17 protein-coding genes and 1 pseudogene are annotated in these 12,341 nt (G+C 72.8%); 9 read left to right on the top strand and 9 right to left on the bottom strand.

The window, feature by feature from the left end:
• Nucleotides 1-115: 115 nt before the first annotated feature.
• The 3 genes from MOTC310_RS02280 (at nt 116) to MOTC310_RS02270 (ending at nt 1,501) form a co-directional block, all read left to right on the top strand.
• Nucleotides 116-490, top strand: a complete 375-nt coding sequence (locus tag MOTC310_RS02280) for a hypothetical protein (RefSeq protein WP_331292530.1) — start codon at nt 116-118, stop codon at nt 488-490.
• 287 nt (nt 491-777) lie between these two features.
• Nucleotides 778-960, top strand: coding sequence for a hypothetical protein (locus tag MOTC310_RS02275; RefSeq protein ID WP_331292531.1), 183 nt, complete (start codon nt 778-780; stop codon nt 958-960).
• Between the two features lie 241 nt (nt 961-1,201).
• Nucleotides 1,202-1,501: a PilZ domain-containing protein gene (locus MOTC310_RS02270; protein WP_331300652.1), complete on the top strand. Its 300-nt coding sequence runs from the start codon at nt 1,202-1,204 to the stop codon at nt 1,499-1,501.
• A gap of 91 nt (nt 1,502-1,592) precedes the next feature.
• On the opposite strand, the gene MOTC310_RS02265 is transcribed toward MOTC310_RS02270, so the two are convergent.
• Entirely contained in the window at nt 1,593-1,811 is a 219-nt protein-coding gene (locus MOTC310_RS02265) for a hypothetical protein (RefSeq protein WP_419539158.1), read from the bottom strand.
• Between the two features lie 97 nt (nt 1,812-1,908).
• On the opposite strand from MOTC310_RS02265, the gene MOTC310_RS02260 reads away from it, so the two are divergent.
• From MOTC310_RS02260 to MOTC310_RS02250, 3 genes are all read left to right on the top strand, one after another.
• Nucleotides 1,909-2,109, top strand: coding sequence for a hypothetical protein (locus tag MOTC310_RS02260; protein ID WP_331292533.1), 201 nt, complete (start codon nt 1,909-1,911; stop codon nt 2,107-2,109).
• A 99-nt stretch (nt 2,110-2,208) separates the two neighbouring features.
• Nucleotides 2,209-2,697 carry a phasin gene (locus MOTC310_RS02255; RefSeq protein WP_331300651.1) on the top strand — a complete coding sequence of 163 codons (489 nt, stop codon included), beginning with the start codon at nt 2,209-2,211 and terminating at the stop codon, nt 2,695-2,697.
• 81 nt (nt 2,698-2,778) lie between these two features.
• Nucleotides 2,779-3,021, top strand: coding sequence for a hypothetical protein (locus MOTC310_RS02250; protein WP_331300650.1), 243 nt, complete (start codon nt 2,779-2,781; stop codon nt 3,019-3,021).
• A gap of 51 nt (nt 3,022-3,072) precedes the next feature.
• Here MOTC310_RS02250 and MOTC310_RS02245 read toward each other — a convergent pair whose 3' ends face one another.
• Nucleotides 3,073-3,324 carry a hypothetical protein gene (locus MOTC310_RS02245; RefSeq protein WP_331300649.1) on the bottom strand — a complete coding sequence of 84 codons (252 nt, stop codon included), beginning with the start codon at nt 3,322-3,324 and terminating at the stop codon, nt 3,073-3,075.
• 443 nt (nt 3,325-3,767) lie between these two features.
• Between MOTC310_RS02245 and MOTC310_RS02240 the strand changes: the two genes are divergently transcribed.
• Nucleotides 3,768-3,995 (top strand): hypothetical protein, encoded by a 228-nt coding sequence (locus tag MOTC310_RS02240; protein WP_012318886.1) that lies wholly within the window; start codon nt 3,768-3,770, stop codon nt 3,993-3,995.
• A 27-nt stretch (nt 3,996-4,022) separates the two neighbouring features.
• Here MOTC310_RS02240 and MOTC310_RS02235 read toward each other — a convergent pair whose 3' ends face one another.
• The 4 genes and pseudogenes from MOTC310_RS02235 to MOTC310_RS02220 form a co-directional block, all read right to left on the bottom strand.
• Nucleotides 4,023-4,373 (bottom strand): hypothetical protein, encoded by a 351-nt coding sequence (locus tag MOTC310_RS02235; protein WP_331300648.1) that lies wholly within the window; start codon nt 4,371-4,373, stop codon nt 4,023-4,025.
• 163 nt (nt 4,374-4,536) lie between these two features.
• Nucleotides 4,537-4,785 carry a hypothetical protein gene (locus MOTC310_RS02230; RefSeq protein ID WP_331292543.1) on the bottom strand — a complete coding sequence of 83 codons (249 nt, stop codon included), beginning with the start codon at nt 4,783-4,785 and terminating at the stop codon, nt 4,537-4,539.
• A gap of 92 nt (nt 4,786-4,877) precedes the next feature.
• A pseudogene (locus tag MOTC310_RS02225) lies at nt 4,878-5,036 on the bottom strand (DUF3463 domain-containing protein); the annotation flags it as partial.
• Nucleotides 5,037-5,141: 105 nt separating this feature from the next.
• On the bottom strand, nt 5,142-6,059 hold the full coding sequence (locus tag MOTC310_RS02220) for a hypothetical protein (RefSeq protein WP_331300647.1): 918 nt from the start codon (nt 6,057-6,059) through the stop codon (nt 5,142-5,144).
• Between the two features lie 2,092 nt (nt 6,060-8,151).
• Here MOTC310_RS02220 and MOTC310_RS02210 point away from each other — a divergent pair.
• A complete protein-coding gene (locus MOTC310_RS02210) occupies nt 8,152-8,352 on the top strand; it encodes a hypothetical protein (RefSeq protein ID WP_331300645.1) in 201 nt (66 codons plus the stop codon).
• Nucleotides 8,353-8,427: 75 nt separating this feature from the next.
• Complete coding sequence (locus MOTC310_RS02205; protein WP_331300644.1) at nt 8,428-9,138, top strand: YidB family protein; 711 nt, start codon at nt 8,428-8,430, stop codon at nt 9,136-9,138.
• A gap of 413 nt (nt 9,139-9,551) precedes the next feature.
• Here MOTC310_RS02205 and fabF read toward each other — a convergent pair whose 3' ends face one another.
• The 3 genes from fabF to fabG all read right to left on the bottom strand — a co-directional run bounded on the left by fabF (nt 9,552) and on the right by fabG (nt 12,307).
• Nucleotides 9,552-10,814: a beta-ketoacyl-ACP synthase II gene (gene fabF, locus MOTC310_RS02200; RefSeq protein WP_331300643.1), complete on the bottom strand. Its 1,263-nt coding sequence runs from the start codon at nt 10,812-10,814 to the stop codon at nt 9,552-9,554.
• A gap of 183 nt (nt 10,815-10,997) precedes the next feature.
• Nucleotides 10,998-11,237, bottom strand: a complete 240-nt coding sequence (locus tag MOTC310_RS02195; RefSeq protein WP_007559070.1) for an acyl carrier protein — start codon at nt 11,235-11,237, stop codon at nt 10,998-11,000.
• A 332-nt stretch (nt 11,238-11,569) separates the two neighbouring features.
• Nucleotides 11,570-12,307 carry a 3-oxoacyl-[acyl-carrier-protein] reductase gene (fabG, locus tag MOTC310_RS02190; protein WP_331300642.1) on the bottom strand — a complete coding sequence of 246 codons (738 nt, stop codon included), beginning with the start codon at nt 12,305-12,307 and terminating at the stop codon, nt 11,570-11,572.
• Nucleotides 12,308-12,341 lie beyond the last annotated feature (34 nt).

Here is a 12,341-nt window from a genome sequence, read left to right as displayed (position 1 = left end):
CGGGCTCTCCCGCGGACCGTCCGCGTCGGAAGCCGCGACGACGGCTGGGCACGGCCCGCCCGGTGCGGCATTCCAGAGGCGGGTCCAGCCTCGGACCGAAGGAATGCCCCCCTCGATGACGCGCGCCCTGCTGTTCGCCGCCTTCCTGGCCACGATTGTCCTGCCAGGCGCGGCCCGGGCTGCCGAGGCGGCGGAAGACCCCAAGCGCACCGAGACGATCAAGGGCCTCGTCCGGATCGTCGGCGCGCAGGCCGGCATCGTCCTGTACTGCCGCAAACTCTACACCATCGACGACACGGTCTCCGAAGGCCTGTCCCGCACGGTGCGCCGAGCCCTCGACGCGGCTCTCGGCCACTCGCGAGCCGGGGCCGCCATCGCCGAGGAGGGCCGCCGTGTCGCGGAAGAGATCGCCGCTGTCGGGGCGGAGCAATGGTGCGCCGACCAGCGCGACATCCTGAATACGGACGGCGTCCGGGTCTTCATCGACTGATCCGGCCAGGGTCCGTCCATACGGGCCTATCCGCGCGACCGGCCGGCCGGTTACCCCCCGCAAAAAGGCAGCCTCGCCGGCGAATACAGCGCGAGTCCTGCGCTCAGCTCAGATGAAGGCGGCAATCCGACCTCTGTTCCGCAGTGCAGAACAGATTAGCGCCTTGTTCACCGGTTCTTCGTCTGTCATGTTTTGACGACGGATGAGCCTGAACAGATCAAGCCGGTCGCACACGTCCGTTTACAAGAGCCCTGAAGGGCCACGAGACCGGCGATGAAGGAAACGCCATGTCTCGATCGATTCTCCTGGCCCTCGCTCTCGTCCTCTGCGGGGCCGCCGTCACGCTGTTCGCCTTCCTGCGCGCACCCCAGTCCAAGGAATTCGCCGGGTGGGACGTCGCCTTCATGGGCGGTATCGGGGCCGTCGCGCTGGGCTTTCTCACCACCCTCGTCGAGGTCGTGACCGGCTAAGGTCGATCCCGGGGCGGGCCTCAAGCCGCCGGTCCGACCGGGGCCGCCTCCGGCCACGCGGATTCGTCGCCCCCCGTCGCTCGGCGGGCGGCGGAGCCTCGCCCAGCCGGCCTCGGGCCCGACCCGCATGAAGAGCTCGGAATTCACAGGGACGCGGGCATCCCGACAATTCGAGGTATTTTGCAAACCCCGCTTGAACCCGGGTCACCGATCCTGTCGGGCAAAGGTTCTCGAGGCGGTGATGTTCGAACGACGCAGCGCTCCACGCACGCTACTCAACGAGACCGGCAGCATCTCGGTCGACGAGCATCGAAGCTTACCCTGCATCGTCTACGACCGGTCCGCCGGCGGCGTGCGGGTCGCCCTTCCGGATGCCGAGATCGTTCCGGACAGCTTCATCCTCAGCATCGATGCGAGCAACGAGATCCTCGTCTGCCGGGCCATCTGGCGCAAGGCGGAGGAGATCGGGGCCACCACCGACGTCCCCGAGACAGCGCGGTCGGGCCGAGTGAGCTTCCGGCGCGAACTCGAACCGACCTGACCGCCGCCTCCGGCGGTTCGCGGCGGCTTCGCCGCGCCTGTCATCGACGGACGCGGCCGGCAGCAGCGTCCCCGGCCGCCGGTTGGGCGCGTCAATCCCAATCGATGTTGAGCGAGCGCTCGAAGGCGGCCGCGGACAGCTCCTTGCCCTTCGGGTCGGCGACCGTGATCTCGCGGAAGCCCCGTCGGGCCAGCTCCCAGGTCTTCTCCATCGCCTGCTCGTCCGTTCCGCAGGCGAACGTCATGACGCGCCCGGACGGATCAATCCCCTTGACGGTGAACACACCACTCTCCCTGCTCGCGCCTCCCATATAGAGCCGCGTCCCGCATCGCGCCTCCCACCATCGTGACGGAGAGCCGGGACCCGCACCCGCACCGTCGCGTTGGCTGCAGGCAGGGAGAGATCGCATGACGAGCGCGCGCGAGACCGTAGCCCCGACGAGCCACCGAGCCGAACCGCGCGAGGCGGACGAGATCCCGACCCGATCCGGCACGCCGGCGATCCCGACCACGAACCCGGCCACGATCCCGACGGAGGACCCCGAAGTCGGCCTCGCGCAGAAGGGCAGCGGGGAAGAGGCGGTCGTCCGGCGCGAGACCGAGATCTGACCGGCCGCTCCCAGGGGCGGGCAATCCCTGGACGCCGGCACCTGTGCGCTGCACAAACGGGCCGGCCGCGGCCGGATGGCGGCCGACAGGAGACCACTCATGGCACAGATGTCGCGCTACGAGGTCCCGGACCAGCTCCGCGACTTCGCCGAGAGCAGCCTCGACCAGGCCCGCAAGGCCTTCGGCAGCTTCATCGGAGCGGCGCGGCGCGCCTCCGACACGGTCCAGGGTTCGACAGATCGCGCCCGCACCGACGCGCAGGCCCTGTATGCCCGCAGCCTGGACCACGCGGAGCAGACCATCCGCGCCGCCCTGGATCACGCGCAGAAGCTCGCCGCCGCCAAGTCGCTCCCCGAGGCGACCGCGCTTCAGGCCGAGTACGCCCGCGAGCGCTTCGCGGCCCTGCAGGCGCAGGCACAGGAGGTGAGCAGCCTTGCCCAGAGCGCGTTCCAGCACGGGGCCGGGCGCGCCCGCGCTGCTCTGCAGCAAGGCGCCGACATGACCCGGACGGCCCTGGAGCAGGGGCAGGAGGCGACCCGGGAGGCGACGGCCGCGGCACACGGGGCCGCCGAGGAGGCCTCGCACTGAGCGGAAGCGCCGACGGGCCTCGGGCGATTGGCCGGCGGGCCTCCGCGGTGATGCCGGCCGTATTCGGACGCGGAGTTGGAGATGATGTACGGGGAGGTCGGCCGTCTGGCCGATGAGAGCCTGCGGCTGGGCCTGAGGCAGGCCGAGAACACCGTCCTGCTGGTGATGGCGGCGCAGTACGCGTGGGCGGATCTGTGGCTCGAGGGATACCGCGCGGCGGGGGCCGCCCTCAGCACCGAACGCGATCAACGGGCGCGGACGCGGCGGCTGATCCGTCGCGGCGTCGCGCCTTCGGTGGCCGCGCGGGAGCTGCACATCGTCTGAGCCGTGGCCGGGGACGGAGTCGCCCGAGGCGCCCCGTCTCCGGCGGCGGGCTCAGCGGCTCGCCTCGACGGCGGCCTGAACCATCGGTCGGCCGAGGGACGACACCGTCCGATTACCGGCCGCCTGCGCCGCGACGGGCTGCGGCGTCGTGGTCAGGTCGTGGATCGCGCGGACCTGCTGGGCGGGCCGGACCTGGTCCCGGTAGAGCGGCGGCGTCAGGTGCAGGCGGTCGTCGGCGGTGGCGAGGCCGGTGAAGGCCGCCGAGGTGAGCGCCGCCGACGCGAGGATGAGGATCGTGCGCATGGTGCGTCTCCGGTTCGATCGCGGTGTCGACCGCGGGATGCGATCGACAGGCGCATGAGACCACGGATTTGTGCGGCGCGGCATGCAATTTGCGCATTGCACCATATCGCCGGGACGGCACGGTACTGCAGTGTTCCCGGTCATTCCGAGCTGTGAATTGGCTCAACAACCGGGGGCGCCATGCATTCGGCGCAAATGAACTAAACTTCCGCCAACGCGTTCTCAAATCAAACTTGAAGGACGCTTCATTTGTTTTTTCGCGCACGGCCCTGAACCGGACGAAACCGCTGGGCGAGCGTGACCGTTGCTGGTTTGACGGCCCCCAACCCGAATCAGCGACCTGGGCGCCAGATCCGCGTCACACAGGTACGGTAGCCCCTCCCTTACGGTAGCCCCTCCCTGATCCCGCGCCGGCATCCTGCTGACGCACCACGAGAGCGCCGATGACGCCCTCCGACCTCGACAGACGCGCCGAGCTGACCATCTGGCCCAAGGGCGCACCCGGCCACGCCGCGGAGGGTCGGCCCTTCGCGACCTTGCGCGAGGCCCTCGCCGTCGCGATCGCGGCGATCGAGTCCGGCGAGGCCCAACCCTGGATCATCACTGAGGCCGGCGACATTCTCTCGCCGCGCTGGATCCAGGCGAACTCCCGATCGCGGGCGCCGCACTAGCCGGCGTCACGCCGTGCGCGGAGCGGATCAGCAGCCGATGCAGATGTCGCGGACCACGTGCTGATGCCGCTGACCGGTGCGCTGGTTCGGGAGCTGTCCCGCCATCGACGAGAACCCGCTGCCGAGGGCGCGGAAGCGGCGCTCGACCGCCGGAACGGAAACAGTTCTGACCGGGGCGGGTGCCTCCGCGACCGGGGCGGGGGTCGGTGCCGCCGCCGGAGCGGGCGCTCCGTTGGCCATGCCGGGATCGGGCAGGGTCAGGGCCATGCCCGGCACCGGCGGCACCTGGGCGAACTCGCCGGCCCGGCCCGGCAGGGGCGCGGCGACCAGAAGCGCGAGGGCCGGAGCCGCGGCGACGCGCCGGTTCAGCGGATGCATCACACTCTCCTGCCTCGGGAGGCGGCACGCCACGGACCCCGTGCCCCTGGGTCATCGCCGGATCGGCGCCCGCCCCGGCGACGGGAACGGGGCCGGCCCCGGTTGTGCGCGGCGGAGCGGGGCGCCGCCACTCATCCAATCGGCGGAGCGGGCGCCGGGCGGCTCAGTAGGCCCGACCGTAGAAGGGCTGCGAGACCGGGCGGTAGCGGTCGCTGACCGGCCAGGTATAGGGCTGCTCCTTGCCGGTGCGCAGGTCCGAGCGGAATTTCGGCTCGTTGAAGCCGATCCCGTGCAGGCCCGCCGCGCCCTTGGCACCGTGGGCCTTGGGCCCGGCATCGCGCGCCAGGGCAGCGCCCGAGACGGCGATAACGAGAGCGGCCGCGAGCGAGACGCGGCCCAGCATGACGTTCATCTCTGACTCCTGTCCTGGCCGAGGTGCCGGAACAGAAGGAACGGCAGCGGTTCGGCCCGGTTCCAGGCCGGGTGGCGGCTCAGAAAGCTTCAGTCGGTGGTCTCCATCAGCTCCTTAAAGGTCGCCGCGTAGCCCTCGCCGAGCAGGTAGCAGGGCTTCTGCCAGCCGAACACGGTGCGGGTCGGGTTGCCCCACGGGGTGCAGTGGTAGGTCTGGTTACCGGCCAGGAAGTCGAGGAACAGGCCCGACTGCTNCGTAGGAGGCTCCCAGGATCAGGATGTTCTTGGCCACGTCGTTCCTCCCCAGCATTGAAGACTGCTGTGTGTTGTCTGGCTGCTGGGAACGGCGCGTCCACGTCACGGCCCCAATCGCACCGCCGATGGATGGCAGCCGGGCGGGCGGAAGGCAAGCCTTCTGGTATACCTAATCCCAAACCCTTTGTGACGCCCCGTGGCCCCGGAAGCCGTCGCGGCCGTGTTCCCGCTCGCGGCCGTTCCGGTCCCGAACCCGAACAGCCCGAACAGCCCGCCGGCGGACAGGCTGGTGCCCGTCGCGCCGATGCCCGGCGCTGTGGCCACGCCGCTGCCGAGACCGGTCGATCCGGCGACGCCGGACGAGCCCGTCGCGAGCGAGGTTCCGAGGGTCCCGGCGCCGTCCAGGCCCGTGCCGAGACCCGCGCCGACACCCGCGCCAACACCCGTGCCGAGGCCGGTTCCGGCGCCCGTGACACCGGCGCCCGGGCCGAGGGTGAGCCCCGACCCGCCCCCCATCCCGCCCGTGCCGAGGGTCGATGTCGGGAGGCTGCCAATGCTCGAACTCAGACCCGAGCGGGACGCTCCGCTGAGGCCGCCGCGGGCGCCGGTGGCGCCGATCGTCCCGCCGGTCCCGAGGGTCGTGCCGGCGACACCGGCACCGCCGGTCGCGGTGGATCCCAGGCCGCCGAGCTGGCCGACCCCGCCCGAACCGGCGGTCGCGGTGCCGAGCGTCGTCCCGGCCGAGAGGCCGCCCGACGCCCCGATGCGGCCGCCGCCTCCGCCCCCTCCGCCGCCGAAGCTGAGCTGGCCGGCATTCACGAGGCCGCCGGTCTGCGCCGAGACGGTCGGGAAGGGCCCGGTCGTCGAACTGCCGCCGACGCTGAGCTGGCCGGGATTGGCGATGGCTGTGATCGGCTCCAGCGCGGCCGAGCTCGGCACCGTCGCGGTGGCCGACAGGCTCTGCGCCCCGGCCGGGACGGCGATCGGCAGCAGCAGGGCGGCGGCGAGGATGGACCGCATGGCACGCTCCTCAGGCAGGGGACGGCGGCGAGCGTCGGGACAGGGCATGGCTCGGAAACCGGAGGGTGTCCGGCCGGTTCCGGCGGCGCAGGGACGCGGCGCGGCGCCGGCCGGCGGGAGAAAGGCGGCCGCCGGCCTTCATGCTGCCGGAAAGGCGGTGTGCTCTCGGCGGCGGATCCGCCCGAACCTCGTCCCGACCTGCGTCCCGACCCGCGCCCGAACCTGCGACCGTGCCGTTGCCCGAAACCCTCGCCCAAGGCCTGCGCAGCGCCGGCTGGCTCGCCGGCCTGCCGGCCCTCGCGCTGATCTGGGCGAGCGCGACCCTCTACGCCGCCCCGCGGATCGCCGACGGGCTCGAGGCGGAGGGCGCGGCGATCGCCGCCGGCACGGCCACCGCCACCGGCGAGCCCTGGCTGCGGCTGGAAGCCAGCGGCCGCGACCTCGTGGCCGCCGGCGAGGCGCCGGACGTCGCCGAGCGCGCCACCGCGCTGTCCCGCCTCGCGGCCCTCGACGGCCCCCGCCGGATCGTGTCGGAGGTCGGCATCGTGGAAACCGCGGCGCCCTTCCAGTGGGCGGCGATCCGCACGGGTCAGAACCGGATCGCCCTGGAGGGCAGCCGCCCGGTGGAGATCGGCCGACGGGCCCTGGAGGCGCGGATCACCGGCGCCCTCAATCCCGGCACCGCCCTGGACGACACCGCCCGGGCCGCCCGCGGGGCGCCGCCGGACTTCGCCAGCGCGGCCGCCTTCCTGGCAGCCCGCCTCTCCGGCCTCGCCAAAGGGGGCCGGGCGGCGCTCAGCGACACCGTGCTCAGCCTGTCGGGCGAGGCGCTCGACGTGCCGGCCTACGAGGCCCTGCGCGCGGCCCTGTCGGACCCGCCGGAGGGGTTCAGCGTCGGGCGGGTCGAGATCCTGCCGCCCAAGGTGGCCGCGTACCGGTTCGCCGTGGCGAAATCGGCCCGGGGCATCGTCCTCGACGGCTTCGCCCCCTCGGCGGCCGACCGCGAGCTCGCCCTGCGCGCCGCCACCGAGGCCGCCGCGGGCGGCACCGTGGAGGACCGGCTCCTGGCCGCCCGGGGGCTCGACCCGGCGATCGACCCGAAGAGCCTCGTCGCCTTCGCGTTCAGGCTCGCCGAGCTGATCCAGTCCGGGGAGGTCGTGTTCAAGGACGGGGCGGTCTCGGTGACTGGCGACGCCATCGACGGGCAGGCGATTCCCGACGCCGAGGCGCTGATGCGCGACGGCCGGCCCGCCGGCGTGGCGGCCGGGCGGGTGGCGCTCACGGCGCGGCCATTGTCGCCCTACCGGGTGGCGATCCGCCGGACAGCCGAGTCCGTGACCCTCACCGGCCACCTGCCGGACGCCGCCACCCGGGAGCGGGTGCTCGCGGCCCTGCGCCCGCGCCTGTTCCGAGAAGCGGTGGTCGACCGCACACGCCTCGCCGACGGCGCCCCGCCGGATCTCGGCGACGCCCTGGCCGCCGCCGCCCCGCTGGTGGCGAACCTCGCGGACGGGACCGTCTCGGTCTCGGACCGCGCCCTGACGCTCACCGGCGAGAGCCTCTACCGGGAGGGCGCCGCCCGCACCCCCGACCGGCTCGCCGAGGCCCTGCCCCCCGGCTGGACCGGGCAGGCCCACGTCACCGCCCGGGACGCGGCGGAGCGGCGCGATCCCGCGACCTGCNGGGCCGCGCCCATCCGCGCGCCACGATCGCGCCCGCAGGGAGGCCGGACGGCCGTGACGCTGCTGCTCGCCGGATTCTGGCCCGGGCTCGCCGGGGCGACCGCGCTCGGCCTCGCGGTCGGCGCGCTGGTCGGCTGGCCGGACCGGCTCGCCGCCTCCCTGGGCCTCTGCGTGGTCGCGGGGCTCGTGGTCGCGGCGGCCATCGCTGGGTTCGTGCCCGGGCTGCCCGGCCTGTGGCTCGACGGCGCGGCCCTGATCCTGCCGGTCTACTGCGCGGCCTGCGGCCTCGGGGCACTGGGACGCCGCGTCATCGTTCGGGCCTGACGCCGCGGGAACCGGTCCGCCCCCCGGCGGCGTTCCCTCGACAACAGGGCCCCGAGGGCCCGCCCCGAACCCGGAGAGAGGCCGCGATGCCCAGGACCGTCGACACGCCCCGTCCCGCGAAACGCCACGCCGTCCGCCTGCCGCGCCCCCGCGCGGGCGCCGCCGCCACCGGCCTGTTCCTGGCCGGACTGATCCTCTCGGCCGCGACGGTGCCGCTGGTCGAGCCCGCCGACGCCACCACCGCCGGCGGCACCGCGCAGGCCGCGCTCGCGACGCCGGCCCGCTGAGCGAGGCAACCCGCGCCCGCCCCGGATTGTTGTTCGCCCGGGCCCGTCCGGCCCGGACCTACGGGGGAGACGCGCATGGGACTGCTCGAATCGGCGATCGGCGGCGTGCTCGGTCAGGTATTCGGCGGGCAGAAGCAGGGCTCCGGGGGCATGTCGCCCCTGGTCAAGGCGCTGCTGATGCTGCTGCTGGCCAAGGGCGCCAGCGGCGGCTTCGGCGACATTTTCGGGCGCGGGCAGCGGGGTGAGCCGGGTCCGGAGGCCGACCGCTCCGGCGGCGCCGGGCCCTACGGGCGCGATCCCGGCCAGCACCCCGCCGATGCCGGCGGAGGTCGCTCCGACGAGGGCGGCGACATCGGCGGCTGGGACCAGTATGGCGGCCGCCGCGACAGCGGCCCCAGCGGGCCGGCGGACCGGACCCTGCCGCCCGGCGACTTCTCGGACTTGTCCGGCATGCTCGACGGCCCCGGCGGCGCCCCGCCGCCGAGCCGCGCCACGCCGGAGGGGCAGGGGGATCTCGGCGGCCTCGACGGGCTGGTCGACCGGTTCCGCCAGGGCGGCCTCGGCGACGTGATCGAGTCCTGGATCGGCCACGGCGCCAACCGCCCGGTGGCCCCGGACCAGCTCGCCCGGGCCCTCGGCCCCGACACGGTGGACACGCTCCAGCAGCAGACCGGCCTGGACCGCGAGACGCTGCTCTCGCAGCTCGCCCAGGCGCTGCCGGAGGTGGTGCACACGCTCACGCCGCAGGGGCGGGTGCCGGGGGAGGATGAGCGACGCGGATGGTAGGAGGCGCCAACTCGCTCGCGCGCCGTGCGATGTGACGAAGATCCCGGTCTCGCTCGCAGGGTTCACGCAACCGGCGTCGCGGCCTCAGGACTCCCCGGACCGGCCTAGGAAGAGCGTGCGCGGACGCGGCAGCCGGATCGGGGACAGTATCCGGAACGCCGGTCAACGACGGGAAGCAGGTTCTACCAAGTAGTCGACGAGACGTCCGCCTCGATCGACTGAAGAGCCGCGAGCCGGGCGGTCCTTCTTCCTGGAAGCGCCCTCGGCGCGCGATCCGAGGGTCGGCGGATGAACCCGGCCGTCCTCTTGCCGGCGGCGCTCCGTGCAGGAACGCCGACGCATCCCGCGCGTCGGATCGCGGTCGAAGCCTCCGAAAGACTCGCAGATTGTACCGGAGTGAGACGGTGACGCTCTTACGCGACCCGCCGCATCACCAAGCTGGCATTCGTCCCGCCGAACCCGAACGAGTTCGACAGCACGACGTCCACCGACTTCCGCTTCGCCTCGAACGGCACGAGGTCGATCTGGGTCTGGACGGAGGGGTTGTCGAGGTTGAGCGTCGGCGGGATGACGTTGTCGCGCAGGACGAGGATCGAGAAGATCGCCTCGACCGAGCCGGCGGCGCCCAGCAGGTGGCCGACCGAGCTCTTGGTCGACGACATGGTGGCGTTCGCGGCGGCGTCGCCCAGGAGCCGCTCCACGGCCTTCAGCTCCAGCTCGTCGCCCATGGGCGTCGAGGTGCCGTGGGCGTTGATGTAGCCGATCTCGGACGGGGAGATCCCGGCGCGCTTCACCGCGGCGGTCATGCAGCGGAAGGCGCCGTCGCCGTCCGGGGAGGGGGAGGTGATGTGGTAGGCGTCGCCCGAGAGGCCGTAGCCCACCACCTCGGCGTAGATCTTCGCGCCGCGGGCCTTGGCGTGCTCGTACTCCTCCAGCACCACGATACCGGCGCCCTCGCCCATGAGGAAGCCGTCGCGGTCGCGGTCGTAGGGGCGGGAGGCCCTCTCGGGCGTGTCGTTGAAGCCCGTGGTGAGCGCCCGGCAGGCCGAGAAGCCCGCGATCGACAGGCGGTTCACCGGCGACTCGGCGCCGCCCGCCACCATCACGTCGGCGTCGCCGAGCGCGATCAGGCGGCTCGCGTCGCCGATCGCGTGGGCGCCCGTGGAGCAGGCCGTCACCACGGCGTTGTTCGGCCCCTTGAGGCCGTGGGCGATCGAGACCTGGCCGGAGGCGAGGTTGATGATCCGGCCCGGGATGAAGAACGGCGAGATCCGGCGCGGGCCCTTCTCGTGCAGGGTCACGGAAGCGTCGTAGATGCCGCCGATGCCGCCGATGCCGGAGCCGATCAGCACGCCGGTGGCGCACTGGTCCTCGTGGCTCTTAGGAAGCCAGCCGGCATCCTTCAGCGCCTCGTCGGCCGCCGCCATCGCGTAGACGATGAACGGGTCGACCTTGCGCTGCTCCTTCACCTCCATCACGAGGTCGGGGTTGAAGGTGCCGTCGGTGCCGTCGCCGAACGGGACCTGCGCGGCGATCCGGCAGGGCAGGTCGGCCGATTCGAAGCCGCGGATCGGGCCGGCGCCGCTGTCGCCCGCGATCAGCCGGCTCCAGGTGTGCTCCACCCCGCAGCCCAGCGGCGTGACCATCCCCAGACCCGTGACCACCACCCGCCGCATGTGCCCTGTCCCGTCTTGAGGCGCCGCCCCGCCGGCACCGCCGCGGTCGCGCATCGTCCTAACGTGCTCGGAGGCGGAATCGGTCCCTGCGGGACCCGTCACGACGCCGAGCCTTGAAACGCATAACGGCGCGGGGGCTGTTTCGCCTCACCCGCGCCGCGTCAAACCCAGTCCCCGGCGCCTTTAGGCGGCGGAGTTCTTCTCCAGGAACTTCACGGCGTCGCCGACCGTCTGGATGGTCTCGGCAGCGTCGTCCGGGATCTCGACGTTGAATTCCTCCTCGAAGGCCATGACCAGCTCGACCGTGTCGAGGCTGTCGGCACCGAGGTCGTCGATGAAGTTGGCGCTCTCGACCACCTTCTCGGGCTCCACGCCCAGGTGCTCGACGACGATCTTCTTCACGCGCTCAGCGATATCGCTCATCGGTCTTCCGTCCTCGTCCTTCTGGTCTGTCAGTCTTCTCGGGGTGGTGCCGTGGCCGCGTCGCGCCCTTGCGGGCTTGTTGTGACGGGCCGGTGTCCGATCGCGCGTGCTTCTGAGGTGAACCGGCGCGTGAGCCGGGACGCCCCCGCCGGAGGGCCTTGGACTGAAAACCCGCTGAACCGTCAACCCCCTGTACGGCTGCGGGGCGTGGTAGCACAGGGTTCCCGCCCTGGCGAGGGCCCGTTCAGAAAGCCTTCATGGGTGTGGCACTTGCGTGTCGGCGGGGGTGATTCGCGCGCAGTCTTCGGCGGTCGGAGACCGGTATACGCGCGCTAGTACATGGCCATCCCGCCATTCACGTGCAGCGTGTGGCCGGTGACGTAGCCCGCCTCCGCGGAGGCGAGGTAGAGGCAGGCCGCCGCGACCTCCGCGCCCTCGCCGAGGCGCCCGGCGGGGACGCGGGCCAGGATGCCCTCGCGCTGCTTCTCGTTGAGGGCGTCGGTCATGGGCGAGCTGATGAAGCCCGGGGCGATGCAGTTGACCGTGATTCCCCGCGAGGCGACCTCGGCGGCGAGCGCCTTGGTCATGCCCACGAGGCCGGCCTTGGCGGCCGCGTAGTTGCCCTGGCCGGGATTGCCGGTGCTGCCGACCACCGAGCCGATATTGACGATCCGCCCGGAGCGGCGGCGCATCATGCCCTTCACGGCGGCCCGCGACAGGCGGAAGGCGGCGGTGAGGTTGACGGCGATCACCTGCTCCCACTCCTCGTCCTTCATCCGCATGAAGAGGTTGTCGCGGGTGATGCCGGCATTGTTCACGAGGATGTCCAGCGGGCCGATCGCCGCCTCGGCGGCCGGCACGAGGCCCTCGACCGAGTCCTTGTCGGACAGGTCGGCCGCGACCGGGCTGGCGCGCTCGCCGAGTTCGGCCGCGAGCGCCTCCAGGGCCGCGGGCCGCGTGCCCGAGAGCGCCACGGCGGCCCCCTGCGCGTGCAGCGCCCGGGCGATCGCCTGGCCGAGGCCGCCGGTCTCGCCGGTGACGAGGGCCTTGCGGCCGGTGAGATCGAACATGCGGGACTCCGTCGGATCAGAGCGCGCGGACCAG

Origin of the sequence: Methylobacterium oryzae, from assembly GCF_036441375.1 — a bacterium.
In the GTDB taxonomy this organism is placed as follows: domain Bacteria; phylum Pseudomonadota; class Alphaproteobacteria; order Rhizobiales; family Beijerinckiaceae; genus Methylobacterium; species Methylobacterium oryzae_A.
Note: the sequence above shows the minus strand (reverse complement) of the source record. Positions and strands in the feature narration are given on the sequence as shown.

Coding starts and splice junctions, on each gene's coding strand:
- MOTC310_RS02235 (WP_331300648.1), bottom strand. CDS start 4,373: ATGCATCCGCTGAACCGGCGCGTCGCCGCGGCTCCGGCCCTCGCGCTT.
- MOTC310_RS02250 (WP_331300650.1), top strand. CDS start 2,779: ATGATGTACGGGGAGGTCGGCCGTCTGGCCGATGAGAGCCTGCGGCTG.
- MOTC310_RS02265 (WP_419539158.1), bottom strand. CDS start 1,811: ATGGGAGGCGCGAGCAGGGAGAGTGGTGTGTTCACCGTCAAGGGGATT.
- MOTC310_RS02210 (WP_331300645.1), top strand. CDS start 8,152: ATGCCCAGGACCGTCGACACGCCCCGTCCCGCGAAACGCCACGCCGTC.
- MOTC310_RS02260 (WP_331292533.1), top strand. CDS start 1,909: ATGACGAGCGCGCGCGAGACCGTAGCCCCGACGAGCCACCGAGCCGAA.
- MOTC310_RS02270 (WP_331300652.1), top strand. CDS start 1,202: ATGTTCGAACGACGCAGCGCTCCACGCACGCTACTCAACGAGACCGGC.
- MOTC310_RS02230 (WP_331292543.1), bottom strand. CDS start 4,785: ATGAACGTCATGCTGGGCCGCGTCTCGCTCGCGGCCGCTCTCGTTATC.
- MOTC310_RS02255 (WP_331300651.1), top strand. CDS start 2,209: ATGGCACAGATGTCGCGCTACGAGGTCCCGGACCAGCTCCGCGACTTC.
- fabF (WP_331300643.1), bottom strand. CDS start 10,814: ATGCGGCGGGTGGTGGTCACGGGTCTGGGGATGGTCACGCCGCTGGGC.
- MOTC310_RS02220 (WP_331300647.1), bottom strand. CDS start 6,059: ATGCGGTCCATCCTCGCCGCCGCCCTGCTGCTGCCGATCGCCGTCCCG.
- MOTC310_RS02275 (WP_331292531.1), top strand. CDS start 778: ATGTCTCGATCGATTCTCCTGGCCCTCGCTCTCGTCCTCTGCGGGGCC.
- MOTC310_RS02205 (WP_331300644.1), top strand. CDS start 8,428: ATGGGACTGCTCGAATCGGCGATCGGCGGCGTGCTCGGTCAGGTATTC.
- MOTC310_RS02245 (WP_331300649.1), bottom strand. CDS start 3,324: ATGCGCACGATCCTCATCCTCGCGTCGGCGGCGCTCACCTCGGCGGCC.
- MOTC310_RS02280 (WP_331292530.1), top strand. CDS start 116: ATGACGCGCGCCCTGCTGTTCGCCGCCTTCCTGGCCACGATTGTCCTG.
- fabG (WP_331300642.1), bottom strand. CDS start 12,307: ATGTTCGATCTCACCGGCCGCAAGGCCCTCGTCACCGGCGAGACCGGC.
- MOTC310_RS02240 (WP_012318886.1), top strand. CDS start 3,768: ATGACGCCCTCCGACCTCGACAGACGCGCCGAGCTGACCATCTGGCCC.
- MOTC310_RS02195 (WP_007559070.1), bottom strand. CDS start 11,237: ATGAGCGATATCGCTGAGCGCGTGAAGAAGATCGTCGTCGAGCACCTG.